This is a genomic window from Salidesulfovibrio onnuriiensis (assembly GCF_008001235.1).
GTDB lineage: Bacteria > Desulfobacterota > Desulfovibrionia > Desulfovibrionales > Desulfovibrionaceae > Pseudodesulfovibrio > Pseudodesulfovibrio onnuriiensis.
Window position 1 is genome coordinate 2634873 of the sequence record NZ_CP040751.1, and the last position, 17281, is coordinate 2652153.

A 17281-nucleotide genomic window follows, 5' to 3' on the forward strand; every position below is an offset into this window, starting at 1 on the left:
TCCTCCGAGAATATACGGTCTCAGGTTAACTTGCTTATCAATTCAAAGAGGTTAACCAAAGTTTCGGATTAATGGGTTTTTGATGAAAACGCAATTCGAAATACAGGCCGGGGCCGTTCGCAAGCGGGTAGTACCCGGCCTTGCCGATGGGCTCGTCCTTTTCCACCTCCTGGCCGGTAACCACGGCGGTGTCTCCCAAATATGCGTACAGACTATAGTAATTATATCCATGATAAATAATGACGACCCGTCCGAAACCGCGAAGCGTGTCGTTATGCACCACCTTGCCCCAGAATATGGAACGCACCTCGGCGTCATCAATGACGCTCAGGGAAAGCCCCCGGCGGGGCGGCGTGGCCCCGGGATTGAACCCGGCAATGACGTCCCCGTCCACGGGCCAGGGCAGGGAACGCTTGTAATAGTCGAACTTCTTGGTCTTCTGGCTGTTGAGCTGGTAATTGAGCTGCTTGATGGTGGCCAGGATTTCCTGCAGTTCGGATTCGAGGCTCTCCTTCTGTGTGCGGACCCGCTTCAAATTCGAACGCAGGGTCCATTTGTCGCGCAGCAGCTTGTCCTTGGAATTGTTGATCTTGGCCAGCTGCACTTCCGCTTCCTTTTCCAGCAGGCTCTGGCGCTCCAGGTTCCGCTTCAGCAAGTCCGCAGTGGTACGCGCCTCTGCGAACTTGTCGCGGGTGGCCCCATAGACGTCCGCCAGCCAATTGAAACGCCTGTCGGCCATGGCCCAGTTCTCCACCCCGGCAAAGCGGGCCTGCACGCTCTGCATGTGCACGGGCCACAAGGCCCGGAGCAGGCCCTGCAACTCTTCGAAAATCTTGTCCCTGCGGGCTTCGAGAACGTAATGCTCCTTGCGGGCCGCAGCCTCGTACTGCCGGATCTCGTCCAGCACCTTTTCCTGGGCCTTTATTTGTGAGCCCAGCTTGCCGATCCGGTTTTCAATGGAGGAAAGCCGGCCGGAAAGCTGGCTGGCTTTGCGGTTCAGGCTCTGGACCTGTTTTTCGCGGACGTCGGCCTTCTGATGCTCCTCCTGGATGGCGTCATGAATGGCGTCCCCCGCGTCCTCCTGCTGCGCCGAAACGGAGAAGGGGAACAACACGAGGACAAGTATCCATATGAAGGTATGCAGTCTCTTCGTATCAGCCATCAGGAAAGAAACGGTTGCAGGGGGCATGTTTCGCACAACCCCTTTTGCTTTTTGCACCAGTCCTTGCCAACCCGAACGATAAGGGCGTGGTATTCGTTGAACAATGCCACATCCCGGGGAAGCACGTCCATGACAAAGGCCTGTAGCTCATGGTAGTCGGCCTCGTTGGGAACCAGGCCGTGCCGCTGAAACATCCGCGCCGTATAGGCATCGACAACGAATACAGGATAATCAAGGGCATAGCAAAGAATGGCGTCCGCCGTCTCGGGCCCTATGCCCTTGACGCCGAGCAGGGCTTCCCTGAGGCCGGAAAAGTCCCGATCCCCGAGCAAGCCGATATCCCCGTCCACTTCCCGGTCGATGAAGGCCAGCAGATTGCGCAGCCTCCCGGCCTTCAGACGAAAATACCCGGCAGGACGGATGAACTCCTCCAGTTCGGGAACCGGCAGGGCCAGCAGACCCTTCACATCAAGAAGACCGGCCCGCTTGAGATTGTCGATGGCCTGGGAAACGTTCTTCCAGTTGGTGTTCTGGGTCAGCACGGCCCCCACGGCGATTTCCAGGGGAGTCTCGCCCGGCCACCAATGACTGGGCCCCAGGGCACCGAGCATGGCATCGTACATGTCCATGAGCGTTTCGGCGCGGCCCATTCTCTATTTCTCCACCTTGTCCCAGACAAGAACGACCCATTCGCCCTGAGCGGTAATCTCGGGCATGCCGATACCGCGCCTGTCATAGGCGGCGGCCACGGCCTTGGCCTGCTCGTTGAGGATGCCGGAAAGAACGAGCACGCCGCCCGGCTTGACGTGGGCCAGGATATCGCCGGCCATCTCGATGAGCGGCCCGGAAAGGATATTGGCCACCACCAGGTCGAACACATGGTCCGGCCTGAGGCTGTCGATGGTGCCCACGGCCAGCTTCATGGAATCGTCCACATGGTTGATTTCCAGGTTTTCCTGGGCGCAGGGGATGGCCTGCGGATCAATGTCCAAGCCAATTCCGTTCAGACCGAGCTTGCACAGACCGATGCCCAGGATGCCCGATCCGGTGCCGAGATCCAGGAATTCCATGCCTTTCTTGATGATGCCGCGTTTGGCGACATCGCCGATGGTTTCCAGGCACAGGGAGGTGGTGGGGTGATGCCCCGTACCAAAGGCCATTTTGGGTTCGATGACTATGTGGGTCATGCCGTCATGTCCTTCCCCGGACATCCACGGCGGCAATATTTCGAAACGTTCGCCACAGGCAATGGGATTGAAGAAATCCTTCCAGGCCATGGCCCATTGCTCGGCCTCCTGCTCGGCATAACGGATGCCGCACTCCGGGAAACGCGCTTCGATTTCCCGCATGAGCTCCATTCCCAGGGGATGGTCCTCCAGAAAAATCCGAAAGAGCATGGCGTCCTGGCCCAGGGGAGTTTCCTCCCAGCCGTGGGGAACCTTGGGGGAGAGGAACGTGCTGCAGATGTCAGCCTGTTCCGCGTTGACCTGAAATTCGATTTTCAACAGGGTCGACATGTCATTTCCTTTTCTGAGAACTAAAAAGAGGCCAGAAGAACATCTTCCGGCCATGCTTTCATTTATTTGAAATCATTTTAAAAAATCGTATCAATGAAAGAGCCTTTTCCGGTGTAGGCGGCATTGAGCACGGACTGCTTGAAGCTCTGATCCTGGTCATGGGCCTTGATCACGGCCTTTTCCAGGTCCTGCATGGTCTTTTCCGCGATCTGCTCGGGCCTTTCCCGTTCGATTCTGACCTCTTTGGTCTTGGGCGACTCGTATTCGCTGATGCCGCCGATTGCGGGGACTGCTTCCATGTCCGGCTCCTTATACAACAAAACATACGTATTGCCGCACAGCCGGTCAAGTTTGGGCAAGGAAAAGGGGCGCCTCGCGACGCCCCATGCCTTTCATCACACTTCGGTTTCTTCCAGAATGCCGTCCAGGCATTCCAGAAAATCAACAATATCCTGCTTTTCGATGACCAGAGGCGGCACGAGCCGCAGAATGCGCCCCTGGGTCAGGTTGCAGACGAACCGCTTTTCCAGAAGCTTTTTCCAGACTTCCTTGCCGTCAAAGGTCAGCTCAATGCCAAGCAGCAGCCCCAACCCGCGCACTCCGGCTACTTTTTCCGGATGTTTCCGGATGAGCCGGGCGGCCTCGGTCTTGACGAACATGCCCATTTGCTCGGCGCGCTCGGCAATATGCTCTTCCTTCATGATGTCCACGACCTTGGAGGCCACGGCGGAAACCACGGCGCCGCCCCCGAAGGTGGTGGCGTGGGAGCCGGGCTCGAACCCCTGGGCGACGTCTTCGGTCACGAGCACCGCGCCCATGGGCAGGCCGTTGGCCAGGGCCTTGGCCGAGGTGAAGATGTCCGGCTTGATGCCGTAATGCTGGTGCGCCCAGAACTTTCCGGTGCGGCACAGGCCGGTCTGGATTTCATCCACAATGACCAGCAGGCCGTATTCGCGACGCAACTCCATGACCGCGTCCACATATTCCATGGACAGGGGACGCACGCCGCCTTCGCCCTGGACCACCTCGATCATGATGGCGCAGGTTTTTTCGCTCACGGCGTTGCGCAGGGCGTCCGCATCGTCGAAGGGAACCGTGGTGAACCCGGGGGGCAGGGGATCGAATCCGTCCTTGATGAGCCCGGCCTGGCCCGTGGCGGTCAGGGTGCACAGCGTCCTGCCGTGAAAGGAGCGCTCCAGGGTGATTATCTCGACGGCATCCTTCTGCTTGATGCGCTTGGTGTAGCGGCGGGCCAGCTTGATGGCCCCCTCGTTGGCCTCGGCCCCGGAGTTGCAGAAAAAGACGCGGTCCGCCTCGCAGGTGGAAAGCAGCCTTTCCGCCAGATCGAGCTGCTCGTTCTGATAGAACAGGTTGCTCACGTGAACCAGCTTGCGCGCCTGCCCGGCCATGACCTCGGCCAGGTCCTCCCGGCTATGGCCCAGGCTGCACACGGCAATGCCGGAAAGCAGATCCACGTATTCATCGCCGTCCAGATCGTAGAGACGACAGCCCTTGGCGCGGGAAACGGCCAGGGGGTACCGGCCATAGGTGCTGCACAGAAGTTTCTTTTCCCGCTGAACAATGTTCTCGAAATGGGTGCTCATATTATCCTCAATGTTTTCCGGTATGTCCGAATCCTCCAGCCCCGCGTTGCGTTTCGGAAAGCTCTTCGGAGGGAATGATGTTCGCCTGATAGCACGTCTTGAAGACCAGCTGTGCAATGCGCTGGCCCCGGCGAATTCGTCGCTTTTCTCCGGAGGTATTGAGCAGGGAGACCTTGATTTCACCGCGATAATCGGGATCGATGACGCCCACGCCCTGGCTCACGGTCAGGCCTTCCTTGGTGCCCAACCCGCTTCGGGAATAAACGAACCCGGCCACGCCCGGTTCGCGCACTTCAATGGCGATCCCGGAAGGGATGGCGGCACGGCCGCCCGGTTCGATCTCAATGTATTCCTCGTCAAAGCAGGCGCGCAGGTCCAGGCCCACGGAGTGGGGGGTGCCGTATGCAAGTTCGTTTTCGTCCCATACCTTGTGCAGGAATTTCACTTTCACATCGATTTTCGTCGGTTCCATCAATCAATCTCCTTAATATTCTGAGGCACTTTTATGATCACCCACGGCCCGGCTTGTCAAAGAAAAGTTTCCGGGCGCCGAAGAGAGACATCGACGCCCGGTTGAGGAGGGTGATTCAAGAGGTTCCGTTACTTGAGATTCTCCCAACAGAGCTCGAGATGCGCGGACTCCATGCGTCGGGTCACCAGGCTGACGGCAACGGCCAGCCCGAAGGACACGGGCAGGGCCACCACATTGGGATCGACCCATTGCATGAGCCAGAGCCAGGAGCCCTTGGCGGCCGCGGCGGCCAGGGAATCCATGCCGGTCAGCGCCTTGCACAGGCCGATGGAGGCGGATTCCTTGAGATGCACGAACAGCAGCCAGAACATGGAGGCGCAGAAGCCGCCCACCATGGAGATCTTGGCTGCCGTCTTGGTCATGCCTTTCCAGTAGAGCCCCAGCAGGTAGATGGGCAGGAAGGAGGCCGCGCACAGGCCGAAGAAAAAGGCCGTGGCCCGGGCAATGATGGAGCCGGGCAGCACCCAGGCCCAGACCAGGGTCATGACCACCGTGACCGTGACGCCCACCTGGTTGAGCTTGAGAGAGCTTTCGCCATTCCCGGTCTTGACGAGCTGCTCGAAGAAGTCGCGTCCCAGGGAGGTTCCGCCGGCATGATACTGGGAGGACATGGTGGACATGGCCGCGGCGAACATGGCCACCAGGAAAAGACCGGCAAACCACGGAGGCATGATCTTTTCAATGTACAGGGGAATGATCTTGTCAAAGTTTCCCTGAGCCATGGCAATGGAAATCTTGCCGAACTGCTGCATGAACACGGCGTTGGACAGGGCACCCACGGTAAAGGCCACCCCGGTCATGAGCAGGATGAACACGCCACCCATGAGCACGGCTCGGTTGAGCTCGCGGTCGGAGGGCACGGTCATGAAGCGCACGGCAAGCTGCGGCTGGGCCAGCACCCCGATGCCCACGCCATATACTATAGTGGTATAGATGGTCAGCCCGAGGGGAGAGGCGAAGTGCGCCCCCTGGGTCCAGCCGATCATGCCGCCCTGCTGAAGCTTGGCGGGCATGAGAGCGGCCATGTCCGTGAGGGCCTGGTGGGCCGAGGTGAAGCCGCCCAGCAGCTTGTAGGTGGTGAAAACAAGGATGAACATCATCACCGCCATGATGGAGCCCTGGAAGGCATCGGTATACATGACCGCCTTGAGTCCGCCGGTGATGACGTACAGGGCGATGAGCCCGGTAACCACGATGAGCCAGGCCTCGTAGGGCAGGCCGATGACGGTCCCGGCAAAGGAGACTTCGAGCATGCGGCAGATGCCGATGAGCACGGCGGCGGCATACACCGGAATGAACAGGAAGATGATGATGCCCGCGAACTGCTGGATGAAACGGGAATGATAACGTCTGCCCAGCAGTTCGGGGAAGGTGTGGCTGTCCAGGGCCAGGCCCATGCGCCGGGTGCGCTTGCCGAAAAAGACCATGGCGATGAAGATTCCCACAAAAATGTTCAGGAATGTCAGCCAAAGCAGGGAAAACCCGAACAGCCCGGCCGCGCCGCCGAATCCGATGATGGCCGAGGTTGAAATGAAGGTGGCTCCGTAGGACATGGCCATAATGAAGGGATTCATCTGCCGGCCCGCCAGCATGTAGTCCGTGGACTGCCGGGTCTGCTTGTACCCCTTGTAACCGAGATAGAAGACGATCCCGAGATAGGCGAGAATGGAAAGGGCCTTGAGAATCATTTGCCTGCCCCCTTGTTGTCCAGCACGTCTTCCGCGCAGGAGGGAACGGCTTCATTGCCCCTGTTGTTCCAATTCACAATACCGTAAACAACACACCCCAGCGCGGCGGCCAGACACAGCCAGAATACCAACGCAATCTCGATGCTCCCCAAACCCAGCATGGAAACCTCCCGATGGTTTGCGGGCTTCAGGCTTCCCCGTCGGCCGAAAAAAAGGGCCGCCAGGTCTTGCCTGCGGCCCTTGTTGCTGATGCTTTCCTTATCCTAGATGACACCAACTCCGTCAGACCGCAGGCTGCTGCGGAAATAAAAAAAGAAAAAGCTAAAAAAGCGGTAGAAGTTGTTGGTGATCATGCCAATTCTTTTAGTTTACATTTTTAGCAAATGTCAACGTTTATATGGATTTATTTTAAAAGGCCAATTGCGAAGTTTTTTTCTGAAGAAGTCACTATTTTCCTGGAAATGCGCAATGAGAATGGGGTATAATTGCATTAATCGCAAAAGGCTCATTTGAGCTTATTTCACGCTCCGCAAGGGTAAAACAGGGAATTCCGGCATCACTTTAGGCGCAAAAGCAAATTCTGGCTCATGATCGCCGGTTCAAATGAATCTTTTGCAACACTTCGCGCTTGACACGGAGATAATCACTATGCTCTCCTGACTTTCCCTCGAGAATGAGGCAAAAAATACATAATTGTAAAAAAATAAACCAAAGCCGCAGTCACACCGCCAGATAATGACTTTTTTGGCAAACACTTTGGAGAGAGGGTACCTGCCTTGCTGTTTCAACCCATCAACAAGAATTACCACGAGTTTCACATCGATCGTGACAAGGACTTGTGCATCAACTGCGAAGTCTGCGTTCGCCAGTGTTCCTACGGCGCCCATTACTGGGACAAGGTGCGCGGCAAGGTCATGCACGACAACTCGAAATGTGTAGGCTGCCACCGTTGCGAGGCATTGTGTCCCACGGCGGCCCTGCACATCCGGAAAAAACCCTCCGAATACCGCGGCGGCGCAAGCTGGCGTCCGGTGTTCATGGAGAACATCTACAAGCAGGCCGATTCCGGCGGCGTGCTGCTGGCGGGCATGGGCTCCCCCGTGGACATTCCCGTCTACTGGGACCGCATGCTCCTGGATGCCAGCCAGGTGACCAACCCGTCCATCGACCCGCTGCGCGAACCCATGGAACTCAAGACCTTCCTTGGTTCCAAGCCCAGCAAGCTGGACATCCAGACCGGCAAGGACGGCAAGCCCAAGCTCAAGACCAGGCTCACGCCGCAGCTTGAGCTGAACTATCCGATCATGTTCTCGGCCATGTCCTTCGGGTCCATCAACTTCAACCTGCACCGCGCCATGGCCCGTGCAGCCTCCGAACTGGGCATCTACTACAACACCGGTGAGGGCGGCCTGCACAAATCCTTATATAAGTATGGGAAGAACACCATCGTCCAGGTGGCCTCGGGACGCTTCGGCGTGCACAAGGACTACCTCCAGACGGGTGCGGGCATCGAGATCAAGGTCGGGCAGGGCGCCAAGCCGGGCATCGGCGGCCACCTGCCGGGCGAAAAGATCAACGACATGGTTTCCGAAACCCGCATGGTTCCCATCGGATCGGACGCCATTTCCCCGGCGCCGCACCACGACATCTATTCCATCGAAGACCTGCTGCAGCTCATCTACGCCCTCAAGGAAGCCTCGGAATACAAGGCTCCGGTCTCGGTGAAGATCGCCGCGGTGCACAACGTTGCCGCCATCGCCTCGGGCATTGTCCGGGCGGGCGCGGACATAGTGACCATCGACGGCATGCGCGGCGGCACGGGTGCTGCTCCGGCCATGACCCGCGACAACGTGGGCATTCCCCTCGAGCTGGCCCTGGCCGCAGTGGACCAGCGCCTGCGCGACGAGGGCATCCGCAACCAGGCCTCCATCGTGGCCGCGGGCGGCATCCGCTGTTCCGCCGACGCCATCAAGGCCATCGCGCTGGGCGCGGACGCCGTCTACATCGCCACCGGCGCTCTCATCGCCGTAGGCTGCACCCTGTGCGGCCGCTGCTACACCGGCAAATGCCCGTGGGGCATCGCCACCAACGATGCCAAGCTGGCCAAGCGCCAGAACCCGGACATCGCGGCCAAGAAGATGGCCAACCTGGTACGTGCATGGGGCCACGAGATCGAGGAAATGCTCGGCGGTATGGGCCTCAACTCCATCGAAAGCCTGCGCGGCAACCGCGACAAGCTCCGCGCCGTGGGCCTTTCGGACACTGAAATGGACATTCTCGGCATCAAGCATGCCGGTCGATAGGGGAGAGTAGTCATGAAAAGAGTCTACCCCGATAAGGATTTCTGTATTGGTTGCCATCTCTGCGAGGTGGCCTGCATCACCGCCCACTCCGAGAGCAAGGACGTGATCATCGCCTACACCCGGGAACGCCAGGAAAAAGGCCTGCAGTCCTGCAAGAAGGTCTTTGAAAAAGGCCACACCTGCGTGGCGGTCAGCTGCCGCCATTGCGACGAGCCCGCCTGCGTGGCCGCCTGCATCTCCGGCGGCCTGCACAAGGATCCCGAAACCGGGCGCACCGTGTACGACCGCGAAAAATGCGTCGGCTGCTGGTCCTGCCTCATGGCCTGTCCCTACGGCGCCATCAAGCGTCACCCCCTGGAAAGCAAGATCGTCAAGTGCGACCTGTGCCAGGACAGGGAGGAAGGCCCGGCCTGCGTGGCTGCATGCCCCAACCAGGCCCTCAAGTTCGAGGAACGCTAACCGTCACCGGCAATCGGAGTTCACATCATGAAATACGTCATCATCGGAAACGGCATTGCATCCATCGGGGCCATTGAAGGCATCCGCCAGGTGGACAAGGAAAATCCCATCCTGGTCATCGGCGCTGAAAACGCCCCCGCATACGGCCGTCCGCTCATTTCCTATCTGCTGGCAGGCAAGATCAAGGCCGACCGCATGGCCCTGCGTCCCGCCAAGTTCTACGAGCTGAACAAGGTGGAGCTCAAGCTGGGCACCACCGTAACCAGCCTGGACACCAAAAAGAAGGTCATCACCACGGAAGGCGGCGAGACCATCAAGTACGAGAACCTGCTGCTGGCCACCGGCGGCACGCCGTTCACCCCGCCCATCCCGGGTTCCGAGGGCACCGGCGTCTATAACTTCACCAATCTGGAGCACGCCCAGGAGCTCATCGGCATGGCCCGGGACATCAAGCGGGCCGTGGTCATCGGCGGCGGTCTCATCGGCCTCAAGGCCGCCGAGGCGCTCTTTGACCGGGGCGTGGACGTGACTATTGTGGAGCTTTCCGACCGGGTGCTCAGCCTGGCCTTTGACGAAAACGCCGCAGGCCTGGCCGCGGGCCGCCTGGACGAAGTGGGCCTCAAGGTCCGCACCGGCGTTTCGGTCAAGGAAATCCAGCGCGACGCCGAGGGCGGCGTGGTGGGCTGCCACCTCACGGACGGTGGCTTCCTCCAGACCGAAATCGTTGTCATCGCCATCGGCGTGGTGCCCAACTACAACCTGGCCAAGGACGCAGGCGTCAAGGTGGACCGGGGCATCATGGTGGACGACCACATGTCCACGGATGCCAAGGGCGTCTACGCCGCAGGCGACGTGGCCCAGGCTCTGGACATGCTGGCGGGCGAAAACCGCGTGGTGCCCATCTGGCCCAACGCCTACAACCAGGGATTCTGCGCGGGCAAGAACATGGCCGGCAAGGAAACCGGATATTCCGGCGGCCTGGCCATGAACTCCATCAGCTTCTACGGCCTGCCCACCATTTCCGTTGGCACAGTCAACCCGCCCGAAGGCGACACAAGCTTCGAGGCGGCCATGAAGCTGGACGACAAGAAAAAAAGCTACCGCAAGCTGGTGTTCCAGAACGACGTCCTCGTGGGATACGTGCTGGTCGGCGATATCGACCAGGCGGGCATGTTCACTTCCTTCGTGAAGTTCAAGCTGCCCATCGAAGGGGAAACCAGGGCCAAGCTCATGGCCGGCGAACCCGACGCACTGCTCTGGCCCGACGAGTTCTTCAACGAGACCTGGAACCCCGAGGCCGTCTAGGGCCCGTGCATACGGAGGAACAATGAAAGCTCCAGAAAGATACTACGATTTTGAAAAGGATATATCCGGCTGCGGCGTCTTCGGCGTCATCAGCAGGAAGGGCAACCTGATCAAGGGGGACATGCCCATCAACGCCATGGCCTGCATGCATGATCGCGGCAACGGCTTGGGCGGCGGTTTCGCGGCCTACGGCATCTACCCGGAAATGGCCGACAAGTACGCCTTCCACATCATGTGCGACGACCGCAGCGGGGTGGACGCTTCCGAGGAAGTGCTCAAGCGCTACTGCACGGTTCACGAATACGAACCCATTCCCACGCGCAAGACCCTGGCCGTAACCAATCCGCCGCTGGTCAACCGCTACTTCGTGTCCCCCAACTTCGACCCGGCCCACGAAATGTCCGAACTGCCCGAAGAGGACTACATGGTCTCCGTGATCATGAAGATCAACTCGTCGGTTCCCGGCGCCTACGTCTTCTCCAGCGGCAAGAACATGGGCGCGTTCAAGGGCGTGGGATACCCCGAGGACATCGCCGACTTCTTCCGGCTGGACGAATACAGCGCGCACATCTGGACCGGCCACAACCGGTTCCCCACCAACACCCCGGGCTGGTGGGCGGGGGCGCACCCGTTCACGCTCCTGAACTGGTCCATCGTGCACAATGGCGAAATCTCGTCCTACGGCATCAACCGCCGCTACCTGTGCGAACACGACTACCTGTGCTCGCTCATGACCGACACCGAGGTGGTGGCCTACGAACTGGACCTGCTCATCCGCAAGCACGGCCTCTCCTGGGAAATGGCGGCCAAGGTCTTCGCCCCTCCGTTCTGGGACGAGATCGAGCGCATGGACAAGGACGACAAGGAACTTTACACAGCGCTGCGCGCCACCTACGGCGCGGGCATGCTCAACGGCCCGTTCGCCATCCTGGTGGCCGACAACAACCGGCTCATGGGGCTCAACGACCGCATCAAGCTGCGGCCCCTGCTGGTGGCGGAAAAGGACGACATGGTGTTCATGTCCAGTGAGGAATCCTCCATCCGCGAAGTGTGTCCCGAACTGGATCATGTCTGGATGCCCAAGGCGGGCGAACCCGTCATCGTGGATATGGAGGCGTAAACCATGACCAAGACCAAGACGAAAAAGATCACCCTGGACGCGAAAGGCGTCTACTACAAGCAATTCAATGAAACGATTCGCGAAAAGGTTCGCGAGGGATACACCGACTTCACCCTGTCCAATGTCAACGGCCAGCGCTACATCGGCACGGCCCTGGAGGGCGACCTCACGTTCACCGTCGAGGGCGTACCCGGCCAGGATATGGCCTCGTTCATGCGCGGCCCGTATATCCGCGTGAAGGCCAACGGCCAGGACGGCATTGGCAACACCATGGACGACGGCAAGGTGGTGGTGGAAGGCATGGTCGGCGACGTGGCCGGCTACGCCATGCGCGGCGGCCGCATCTACATCAAGGGAGATGTCGGCTATCGTGTCGGAATTCATATGAAAGCCTACATGGACCACCAGCCCATCATCGTGGTGGGGGGCAAGGCCGGGGACTTCCTCGGCGAATATATGGCCGGTGGAATTATTTTGCTCTTGGGAATGTTTTCTGGTAAGCCTGATGCGCCTCTTTCGGGTCGTAGCCTCGGAACAGGCATGCACGGTGGCGTCATCTACGTTCGCGGCGAGGTGCCCGAGCACCAGCTCGGACCCGGCCTGCATTCGCAGCCCGTGGACAGCGACGACCTCAAGGCCATCAAGGCCATCGTCAAGGATTACGCCAAAGAGCTTGACTTGAACGCCGACGAAATCTTAAGCGAAGGGTTTACCAAGATTCGTCCGTTCTCTCACAGGCCGTACGGCAATCTGTACGTGCCGACCTAGTCCGGCTCGAACGAGAAAATAAAACATCCCAGGAGGATCGTTATGCTGCTAGACACAGTTGCTTTTGCTATGGGAGCCGCCCCGGGCGGAGCCGAAGGCGCGGGAGGCCCCGCAGGGCTTCTGGCCGGACCGCTGCCCATGCTCGTTCTCATGTTCGCCATCTTCTACTTCCTGCTCATCAGGCCGCAGCAGAAGAAGGCAAAAACTCACAAGAACATGCTGGACAACCTGAAAAATGGCGACAAGGTCTGGACCAACGGCGGCATCAGGGGCTCCATCGTCGAGATCAAGGACGACGTGGTCACCCTGGAAATCGCCAAGGACGTCAAGATCGACGTGCGAAAGGGTTTCATCACCGATCTGGATGGCCCCGTAGCCGCACCTGAAAAGAAGAAGTAACGTAAGGCCGACTGCCTTTACGAGCGGCTTTTCCGCGGACCGGGCCCGCCCAGGCGGCCTTGGTCCGCGCTTGTGTTTCCCGCCGCCCGGCAAAGCCGTCCCTCAATTTCACCCACAGGGGAGAATTCATTCATGCAGAGTCTGCGCTGGAGAATCATCATCGCCCTGACAGTCCTGGTACTGGGTCTGGCATACATGCTGCCGTCCCTTCCCGGAGTGCAGGGGTCCTCGCTCGCCAAATTTTTGCCCGGCGACAGCATCAATCTCGGTCTTGACCTCAAAGGCGGTATCCACCTGACGCTCGGCGTCGACCTGGACACGGCCCTGGAGAACAATCTCGACCGCATCGGCGACGACCTCAAGGCCGTTGCCAAGGAAGACGACATCTATCTGCTTCGCCCGACCGTAATGCCCGGCGACAAGATCCAGGCCATACTGCTCAAGAAAGAGCAGCAGGAAGCCTTTGAAGAAATCGTCAAAAAGAACTTCGAATCCTTGAAGATCGACGGCACCGAAGCCATGGATGACGGTCGAGTCCGCTACGTGTTCGGCATCACCACCGAATACCGGAAGTATTTCACCAAGATGACCATGGAACAGGCCATCAAGACCATCCGCAACCGCATTGACCAGTTCGGCGTGGCCGAACCGGACATCCGCCGCCAGGAAGGCAACCGCATCCAGATCCAGCTGCCCGGCATCCAGGATCCGGAACGGGCCATCAAGCTCATCGGCCGCACCGCGCACCTGGAATTCAAGCTGGTGGATGAAACCGCCAACCCGCAGGGAGCGCTTCCCCCGGGCAGCGCGATCTACCAGATGCAGCGCAGGCTGGCCAACGGCACCTATGCGGAATCGCCCATCGTGCTGAAAAAGGACACCGTGCTCACCGGCGAGTTCATCACCAACGCCTATGTCAGCTACGACCGCAACGTCCCCTATGTCGGCATCAACTTCGACAACAAGGGTTCCCGCATCTTCGAACGCCTGACCGGCGACAACGTGGGCAAGCGCATGGCTATCGTCCTGGACGGCAAGGTCTATTCCGCGCCCACCATCCAGGACAAAATCAGCGGCGGACGCGCCAGCATCACGGGCCACTTCACCGACGAAGAAGCCCGCGACCTGGCTGTGGTGCTCCGCGCCGGTTCGCTGCCCGCGCCCATCAACATCCTTGAACAGAGGACCGTCGGTCCCTCCCTGGGCCAGGAATCCATCGACAAGGGTATCCAGTCCGCATACATCGGCATGATCGCCGTGCTCGTGTTCATGGTCATCTACTACGGCATCGCCGGCGCCATCGCCGACCTGGTGCTCGTGCTGAACATCATGCTCATCATGGCGGGTCTGGCCGCATTCGGCGCAACCCTGACCCTGCCGGGCATCGCGGGTATCATCCTGACCATCGGTATGGCCGTGGACGCCAACGTCATCATCTTCGAGCGCATCCGCGAGGAGCTCAGGCGAGGCCTGACCGCCCGCGCCGCGATCGACGAAGGATACGGCAAGGCAACCCTGACCATCTTCGACGCCAACGTGACCACGGTCATCGCGGCAGTCATTCTCTACAACTTCGGTACCGGCCCCATCCGCGGCTTTGCCGTGACCCTGACGCTGGGCATCATCACTTCCATGTTCACGGCCATCTTCGTGTCGCGAATCCTGTTTGACGCCTACGTGAAAAACCGAGCCGATAGCACCAAGCTGAGCATCTAGGGGGACGAGATAATGGGACTGCAATTCATCAAGCCTGATACCAATATCGACTTTATCGGTTTCAGGAAAATCGCCTTCATCATATCCATCCTGGTCATTCTGGCCGGGGTAGGGTCCCTGATCCTCAAGGGCGGCCCCAAATACGGCATCGACTTTGCCGGGGGCATGATCGTCCAGGTCAAGACGGACAACCCCGTCGAGGTCAAGGAACTCAAGGAAGCCCTCAAGGAAGTGGAGCTGCCCGGCATGGTCGTGCAGAGCTTCGGCCAGGAGGGGGACAACGAATACCTGATCCGCACCTCCTCCTCGGACATCACCTCCGCGGAAGTGCGCGACCAGGTTTCCTCCGCATTGAGCGCCAACCTCAAGAACGCCAAGTACGAAATCCAGCGCCTGGAAATGGTCGGCCCCAAGGTGGGCGCAGACCTTCGCTCCAAGGCGCTTGAGGCCATGTTCTACGCGGTGCTGTTCATCGCCATCTACATCTCCGGCCGTTTCGAACAGCGCTGGATGGCAGCCGCCATCATGGCCGGCGGCCTGATCGGCGGGCAGTGGGTCCTGGGCTTCACCGGGCTGGACATCGGCTGGACCATCATAGGCATGCTGTTCATCACCGTGGGCCTGTGCTGGTACCTGCGCCTCAACTACGCGCTGGGCGCGGTGGTGGCGCTCATCCACGACGTGATGATCACCGTCGGCATCTTCTCCATCCTGGGCAAGGAGTTCGACCTGACCATCATCGCAGCGCTGCTGACCATCATCGGTTACTCGCTCAACGACACCATCATCGTCTTTGACCGCATCCGCGAGAACATCAAAGGCCAGGACAAGGCGAACTTCGGCTCGCTCATCAACAAGAGCATCAACCAGACCCTGTCGCGCACCATCCTGACCTCCGGCACAACCCTGCTGGTGGTGCTGAGCCTGTTCGTGCTCGGCGGCGGCGTGATCCACGACTTTGCCCTGGCGCTGCTCATCGGCATCGGCGTGGGTACCTATTCCTCCATCTTCGTGGCCAGCCCGATCCTGCTCGGATTCGGCCCCGCCACCATTGAGGAGGAAGGGGACAAGGCGACCGCCTAACCAGACCTTCAAAAGCAACTGCAAGGGAAGGGCCTTCGGGTCCTTCCCTTTTTCTTTGTCCGCGTCCACTTGTGGGCCTGTCCGGCTGCTGCTATCACCCTCCCATGGATACGGAAAAAATCATACGGGCGCTTAAAGGCATGCTCGGGGACGGTCTGTCCCCGGGGATGACCTCCATCCCGCACATGGGACTGCTTTCCGCGGTCAGGGCGCACCGGCTTCACTCGGTGGCCCTGCAGCAATCCGCCGTCATCATCATTCTGAGCGGCCGCAAACGCGTCTTCCTCGGCGAGGAAACCACCACCCTCGGGGAGGGTGACGTCTTCCTGTATCCGGCAATGGTGGAGACGACCATCGAGAACATCCCGGCCACGGCGTCAGGCCAATACATGGCCCTGTGCCTGAGCTACACGGAATCCATGATCGCGGACGTCGTCGCCGGCCAACTGGATACCCCCAACGGCCACCCCCTGTCCCTGGAAGCGCTGTGCGCCCGGTGCAGTCCCTCGGCCGAATCCTCGCTAGTCCATCTCATCGAGATGACTGCCGCCCACCCTAACAACGAACAGCTCATTTCCCTGTGCCTCAAGGAATTCCTGCTGCTCATGGCGGAAGACACCAACTGCCTGCCGTTGTTCTGGCGGTCCATGACCACATGGACGGCAAGATGCGCCGGACTCATCGGCATTGAACCGGACCGCAAATGGACCTCGCAGGAAATTGCCGGCAAGCTGAACGTCAGCGACCGCTCCCTGCGCAGGCACCTGCAAGAGGAGGGGAGCAGCCTGCGCGACATCATACAGGAAGTGAGGATCAGCAACGGCCTTGCCCTGTTGCAAACAGGCGGGCTCACGGTGGGCGAGGCGGCCTACAGGTGCGGCTACAGTTCCGCCTCCCGTTTTTCCGGCCTTTTCAAGGAACGGTTCGGGGTCAGCCCGAGCGATGTCCTGCGCTACAAGGCCAAACCAGGGCACCCTTTGGCCGAATCCGTATAACTCCCGGCACGATGGTCAGCTAGATTACCCCGAAACAACAGGAGGTAATCTCATGCGAAAACAATCGTTCATTCCCCTGATGGCCATCATGGCCGTCATCCTCGCCAGCTTCTTCAGCCAGGCCCTTGCGGCGGGCTTCACTCTTGCCAGCCCAGACATCGCGGAAGGGCGGAAACTGGACATGCAACACGTGCTCAACGGGTTCGGGTGCGCGGGGAAAAACATCTCCCCGGCCCTGACCTGGAAAAACGCGCCCGAGGGCACGAAAAGCTTTGCAGTGACGGTGTACGACCCGGACGCGCCAACGGGCAGCGGGTGGTGGCATTGGGTGGTCTTCAACATCCCGAGCAGCGTAGGAAAACTTCCGGCAGGAGCGGGCAATGATCCCGAACTGCTTCCAACGGGAGCAATCCAGGGCAGAACGGATTTCGGCGCGCCCGGGTATGGCGGCGCCTGCCCGCCGCAGGGGCATGGGGATCACCGATACGTCTTCACGGTGTATGCCCTGGATGTTCCGTCCCTGGACATTCCCGCGGACAGTTCCGGAGCCATGGTGGGATTTTTCCTGAATGCCCACGCCCTTGAAAAGGCATCCATAACGGCGACCTTCGGCAGATAGCCTGAACGCAC

General features: G+C 59.7%; 19 protein-coding genes. 11 read left to right on the forward strand and 8 right to left on the reverse strand.

Annotated elements, in window-relative coordinates; translation table 11 throughout:
* Positions 1–37: 37 nt before the first annotated feature.
* The 8 genes from FGL65_RS11920 to FGL65_RS18265 all read right to left on the reverse strand — a co-directional run bounded on the left by FGL65_RS11920 (position 38) and on the right by FGL65_RS18265 (position 6664).
* Positions 38–1114 (reverse strand): murein hydrolase activator EnvC family protein, encoded by a 1077-nt coding sequence (locus FGL65_RS11920; RefSeq protein ID WP_250645475.1) that lies wholly within the window; start codon positions 1112–1114, stop codon positions 38–40.
* A gap of 47 nt (positions 1115–1161) precedes the next feature.
* Entirely contained in the window at positions 1162–1812 is a 651-nt protein-coding gene (locus FGL65_RS11925; protein WP_147821413.1) for an endonuclease III domain-containing protein, read from the reverse strand.
* 3 nt (positions 1813–1815) lie between these two features.
* Positions 1816–2679: a 50S ribosomal protein L11 methyltransferase gene (prmA, locus tag FGL65_RS11930; RefSeq protein ID WP_147821414.1), complete on the reverse strand. Its 864-nt coding sequence runs from the start codon at positions 2677–2679 to the stop codon at positions 1816–1818.
* A 77-nt stretch (positions 2680–2756) separates the two neighbouring features.
* Positions 2757–2978 carry a hypothetical protein gene (locus FGL65_RS11935; RefSeq protein ID WP_147821415.1) on the reverse strand — a complete coding sequence of 74 codons (222 nt, stop codon included), beginning with the start codon at positions 2976–2978 and terminating at the stop codon, positions 2757–2759.
* A gap of 96 nt (positions 2979–3074) precedes the next feature.
* Positions 3075–4283 (reverse strand): aspartate aminotransferase family protein, encoded by a 1209-nt coding sequence (locus tag FGL65_RS11940; protein ID WP_147821416.1) that lies wholly within the window; start codon positions 4281–4283, stop codon positions 3075–3077.
* A gap of 7 nt (positions 4284–4290) precedes the next feature.
* Entirely contained in the window at positions 4291–4755 is a 465-nt protein-coding gene (gene dut / locus FGL65_RS11945) for a dUTP diphosphatase (protein WP_147821417.1), read from the reverse strand.
* A gap of 128 nt (positions 4756–4883) precedes the next feature.
* The gene (locus tag FGL65_RS11950; protein ID WP_147821418.1) at positions 4884–6503 is read right to left on the reverse strand and encodes a sodium:solute symporter family protein; all 1620 of its coding nucleotides are present in this window, start codon (positions 6501–6503) and stop codon (positions 4884–4886) included.
* The gene (locus FGL65_RS18265; RefSeq protein ID WP_187170374.1) at positions 6500–6664 is read right to left on the reverse strand and encodes a symporter small accessory protein; all 165 of its coding nucleotides are present in this window, start codon (positions 6662–6664) and stop codon (positions 6500–6502) included. The genes FGL65_RS11950 and FGL65_RS18265 overlap by 4 nt, the downstream gene beginning before the upstream one ends.
* Positions 6665–6676: 12 nt before the next feature.
* Here FGL65_RS18265 and FGL65_RS11955 point away from each other — a divergent pair, with 12 nt between their 5' ends.
* From FGL65_RS11955 to FGL65_RS12005, 11 genes are all read left to right on the forward strand, one after another.
* Positions 6677–6883 carry a hypothetical protein gene (locus FGL65_RS11955; protein ID WP_147821419.1) on the forward strand — a complete coding sequence of 69 codons (207 nt, stop codon included), beginning with the start codon at positions 6677–6679 and terminating at the stop codon, positions 6881–6883.
* A gap of 396 nt (positions 6884–7279) precedes the next feature.
* Positions 7280–8806, forward strand: a complete 1527-nt coding sequence (locus tag FGL65_RS11960; RefSeq protein WP_147821420.1) for a glutamate synthase-related protein — start codon at positions 7280–7282, stop codon at positions 8804–8806.
* A 12-nt stretch (positions 8807–8818) separates the two neighbouring features.
* Positions 8819–9265 (forward strand): 4Fe-4S dicluster domain-containing protein, encoded by a 447-nt coding sequence (locus FGL65_RS11965; RefSeq protein WP_147821421.1) that lies wholly within the window; start codon positions 8819–8821, stop codon positions 9263–9265.
* Between the two features lie 27 nt (positions 9266–9292).
* Complete coding sequence (locus tag FGL65_RS11970; RefSeq protein ID WP_147821422.1) at positions 9293–10570, forward strand: NAD(P)/FAD-dependent oxidoreductase; 1278 nt, start codon at positions 9293–9295, stop codon at positions 10568–10570.
* Between the two features lie 22 nt (positions 10571–10592).
* Positions 10593–11690 carry a class II glutamine amidotransferase gene (locus FGL65_RS11975; protein WP_147821423.1) on the forward strand — a complete coding sequence of 366 codons (1098 nt, stop codon included), beginning with the start codon at positions 10593–10595 and terminating at the stop codon, positions 11688–11690.
* 3 nt (positions 11691–11693) lie between these two features.
* Positions 11694–12458, forward strand: coding sequence for a GltB/FmdC/FwdC-like GXGXG domain-containing protein (locus FGL65_RS11980; protein WP_147821424.1), 765 nt, complete (start codon positions 11694–11696; stop codon positions 12456–12458).
* A gap of 42 nt (positions 12459–12500) precedes the next feature.
* Positions 12501–12857 (forward strand): preprotein translocase subunit YajC, encoded by a 357-nt coding sequence (gene yajC, locus FGL65_RS11985; protein WP_147821425.1) that lies wholly within the window; start codon positions 12501–12503, stop codon positions 12855–12857.
* A gap of 132 nt (positions 12858–12989) precedes the next feature.
* Positions 12990–14573 carry a protein translocase subunit SecD gene (secD, locus tag FGL65_RS11990; RefSeq protein ID WP_147821426.1) on the forward strand — a complete coding sequence of 528 codons (1584 nt, stop codon included), beginning with the start codon at positions 12990–12992 and terminating at the stop codon, positions 14571–14573.
* 12 nt (positions 14574–14585) lie between these two features.
* Positions 14586–15656, forward strand: a complete 1071-nt coding sequence (gene secF / locus FGL65_RS11995) for a protein translocase subunit SecF (protein WP_147821427.1) — start codon at positions 14586–14588, stop codon at positions 15654–15656.
* A 104-nt stretch (positions 15657–15760) separates the two neighbouring features.
* On the forward strand, positions 15761–16651 hold the full coding sequence (locus FGL65_RS12000) for a helix-turn-helix domain-containing protein (protein WP_147821428.1): 891 nt from the start codon (positions 15761–15763) through the stop codon (positions 16649–16651).
* Between the two features lie 52 nt (positions 16652–16703).
* Complete coding sequence (locus tag FGL65_RS12005) at positions 16704–17270, forward strand: kinase inhibitor (RefSeq protein ID WP_147821429.1); 567 nt, start codon at positions 16704–16706, stop codon at positions 17268–17270.
* Positions 17271–17281 lie beyond the last annotated feature (11 nt).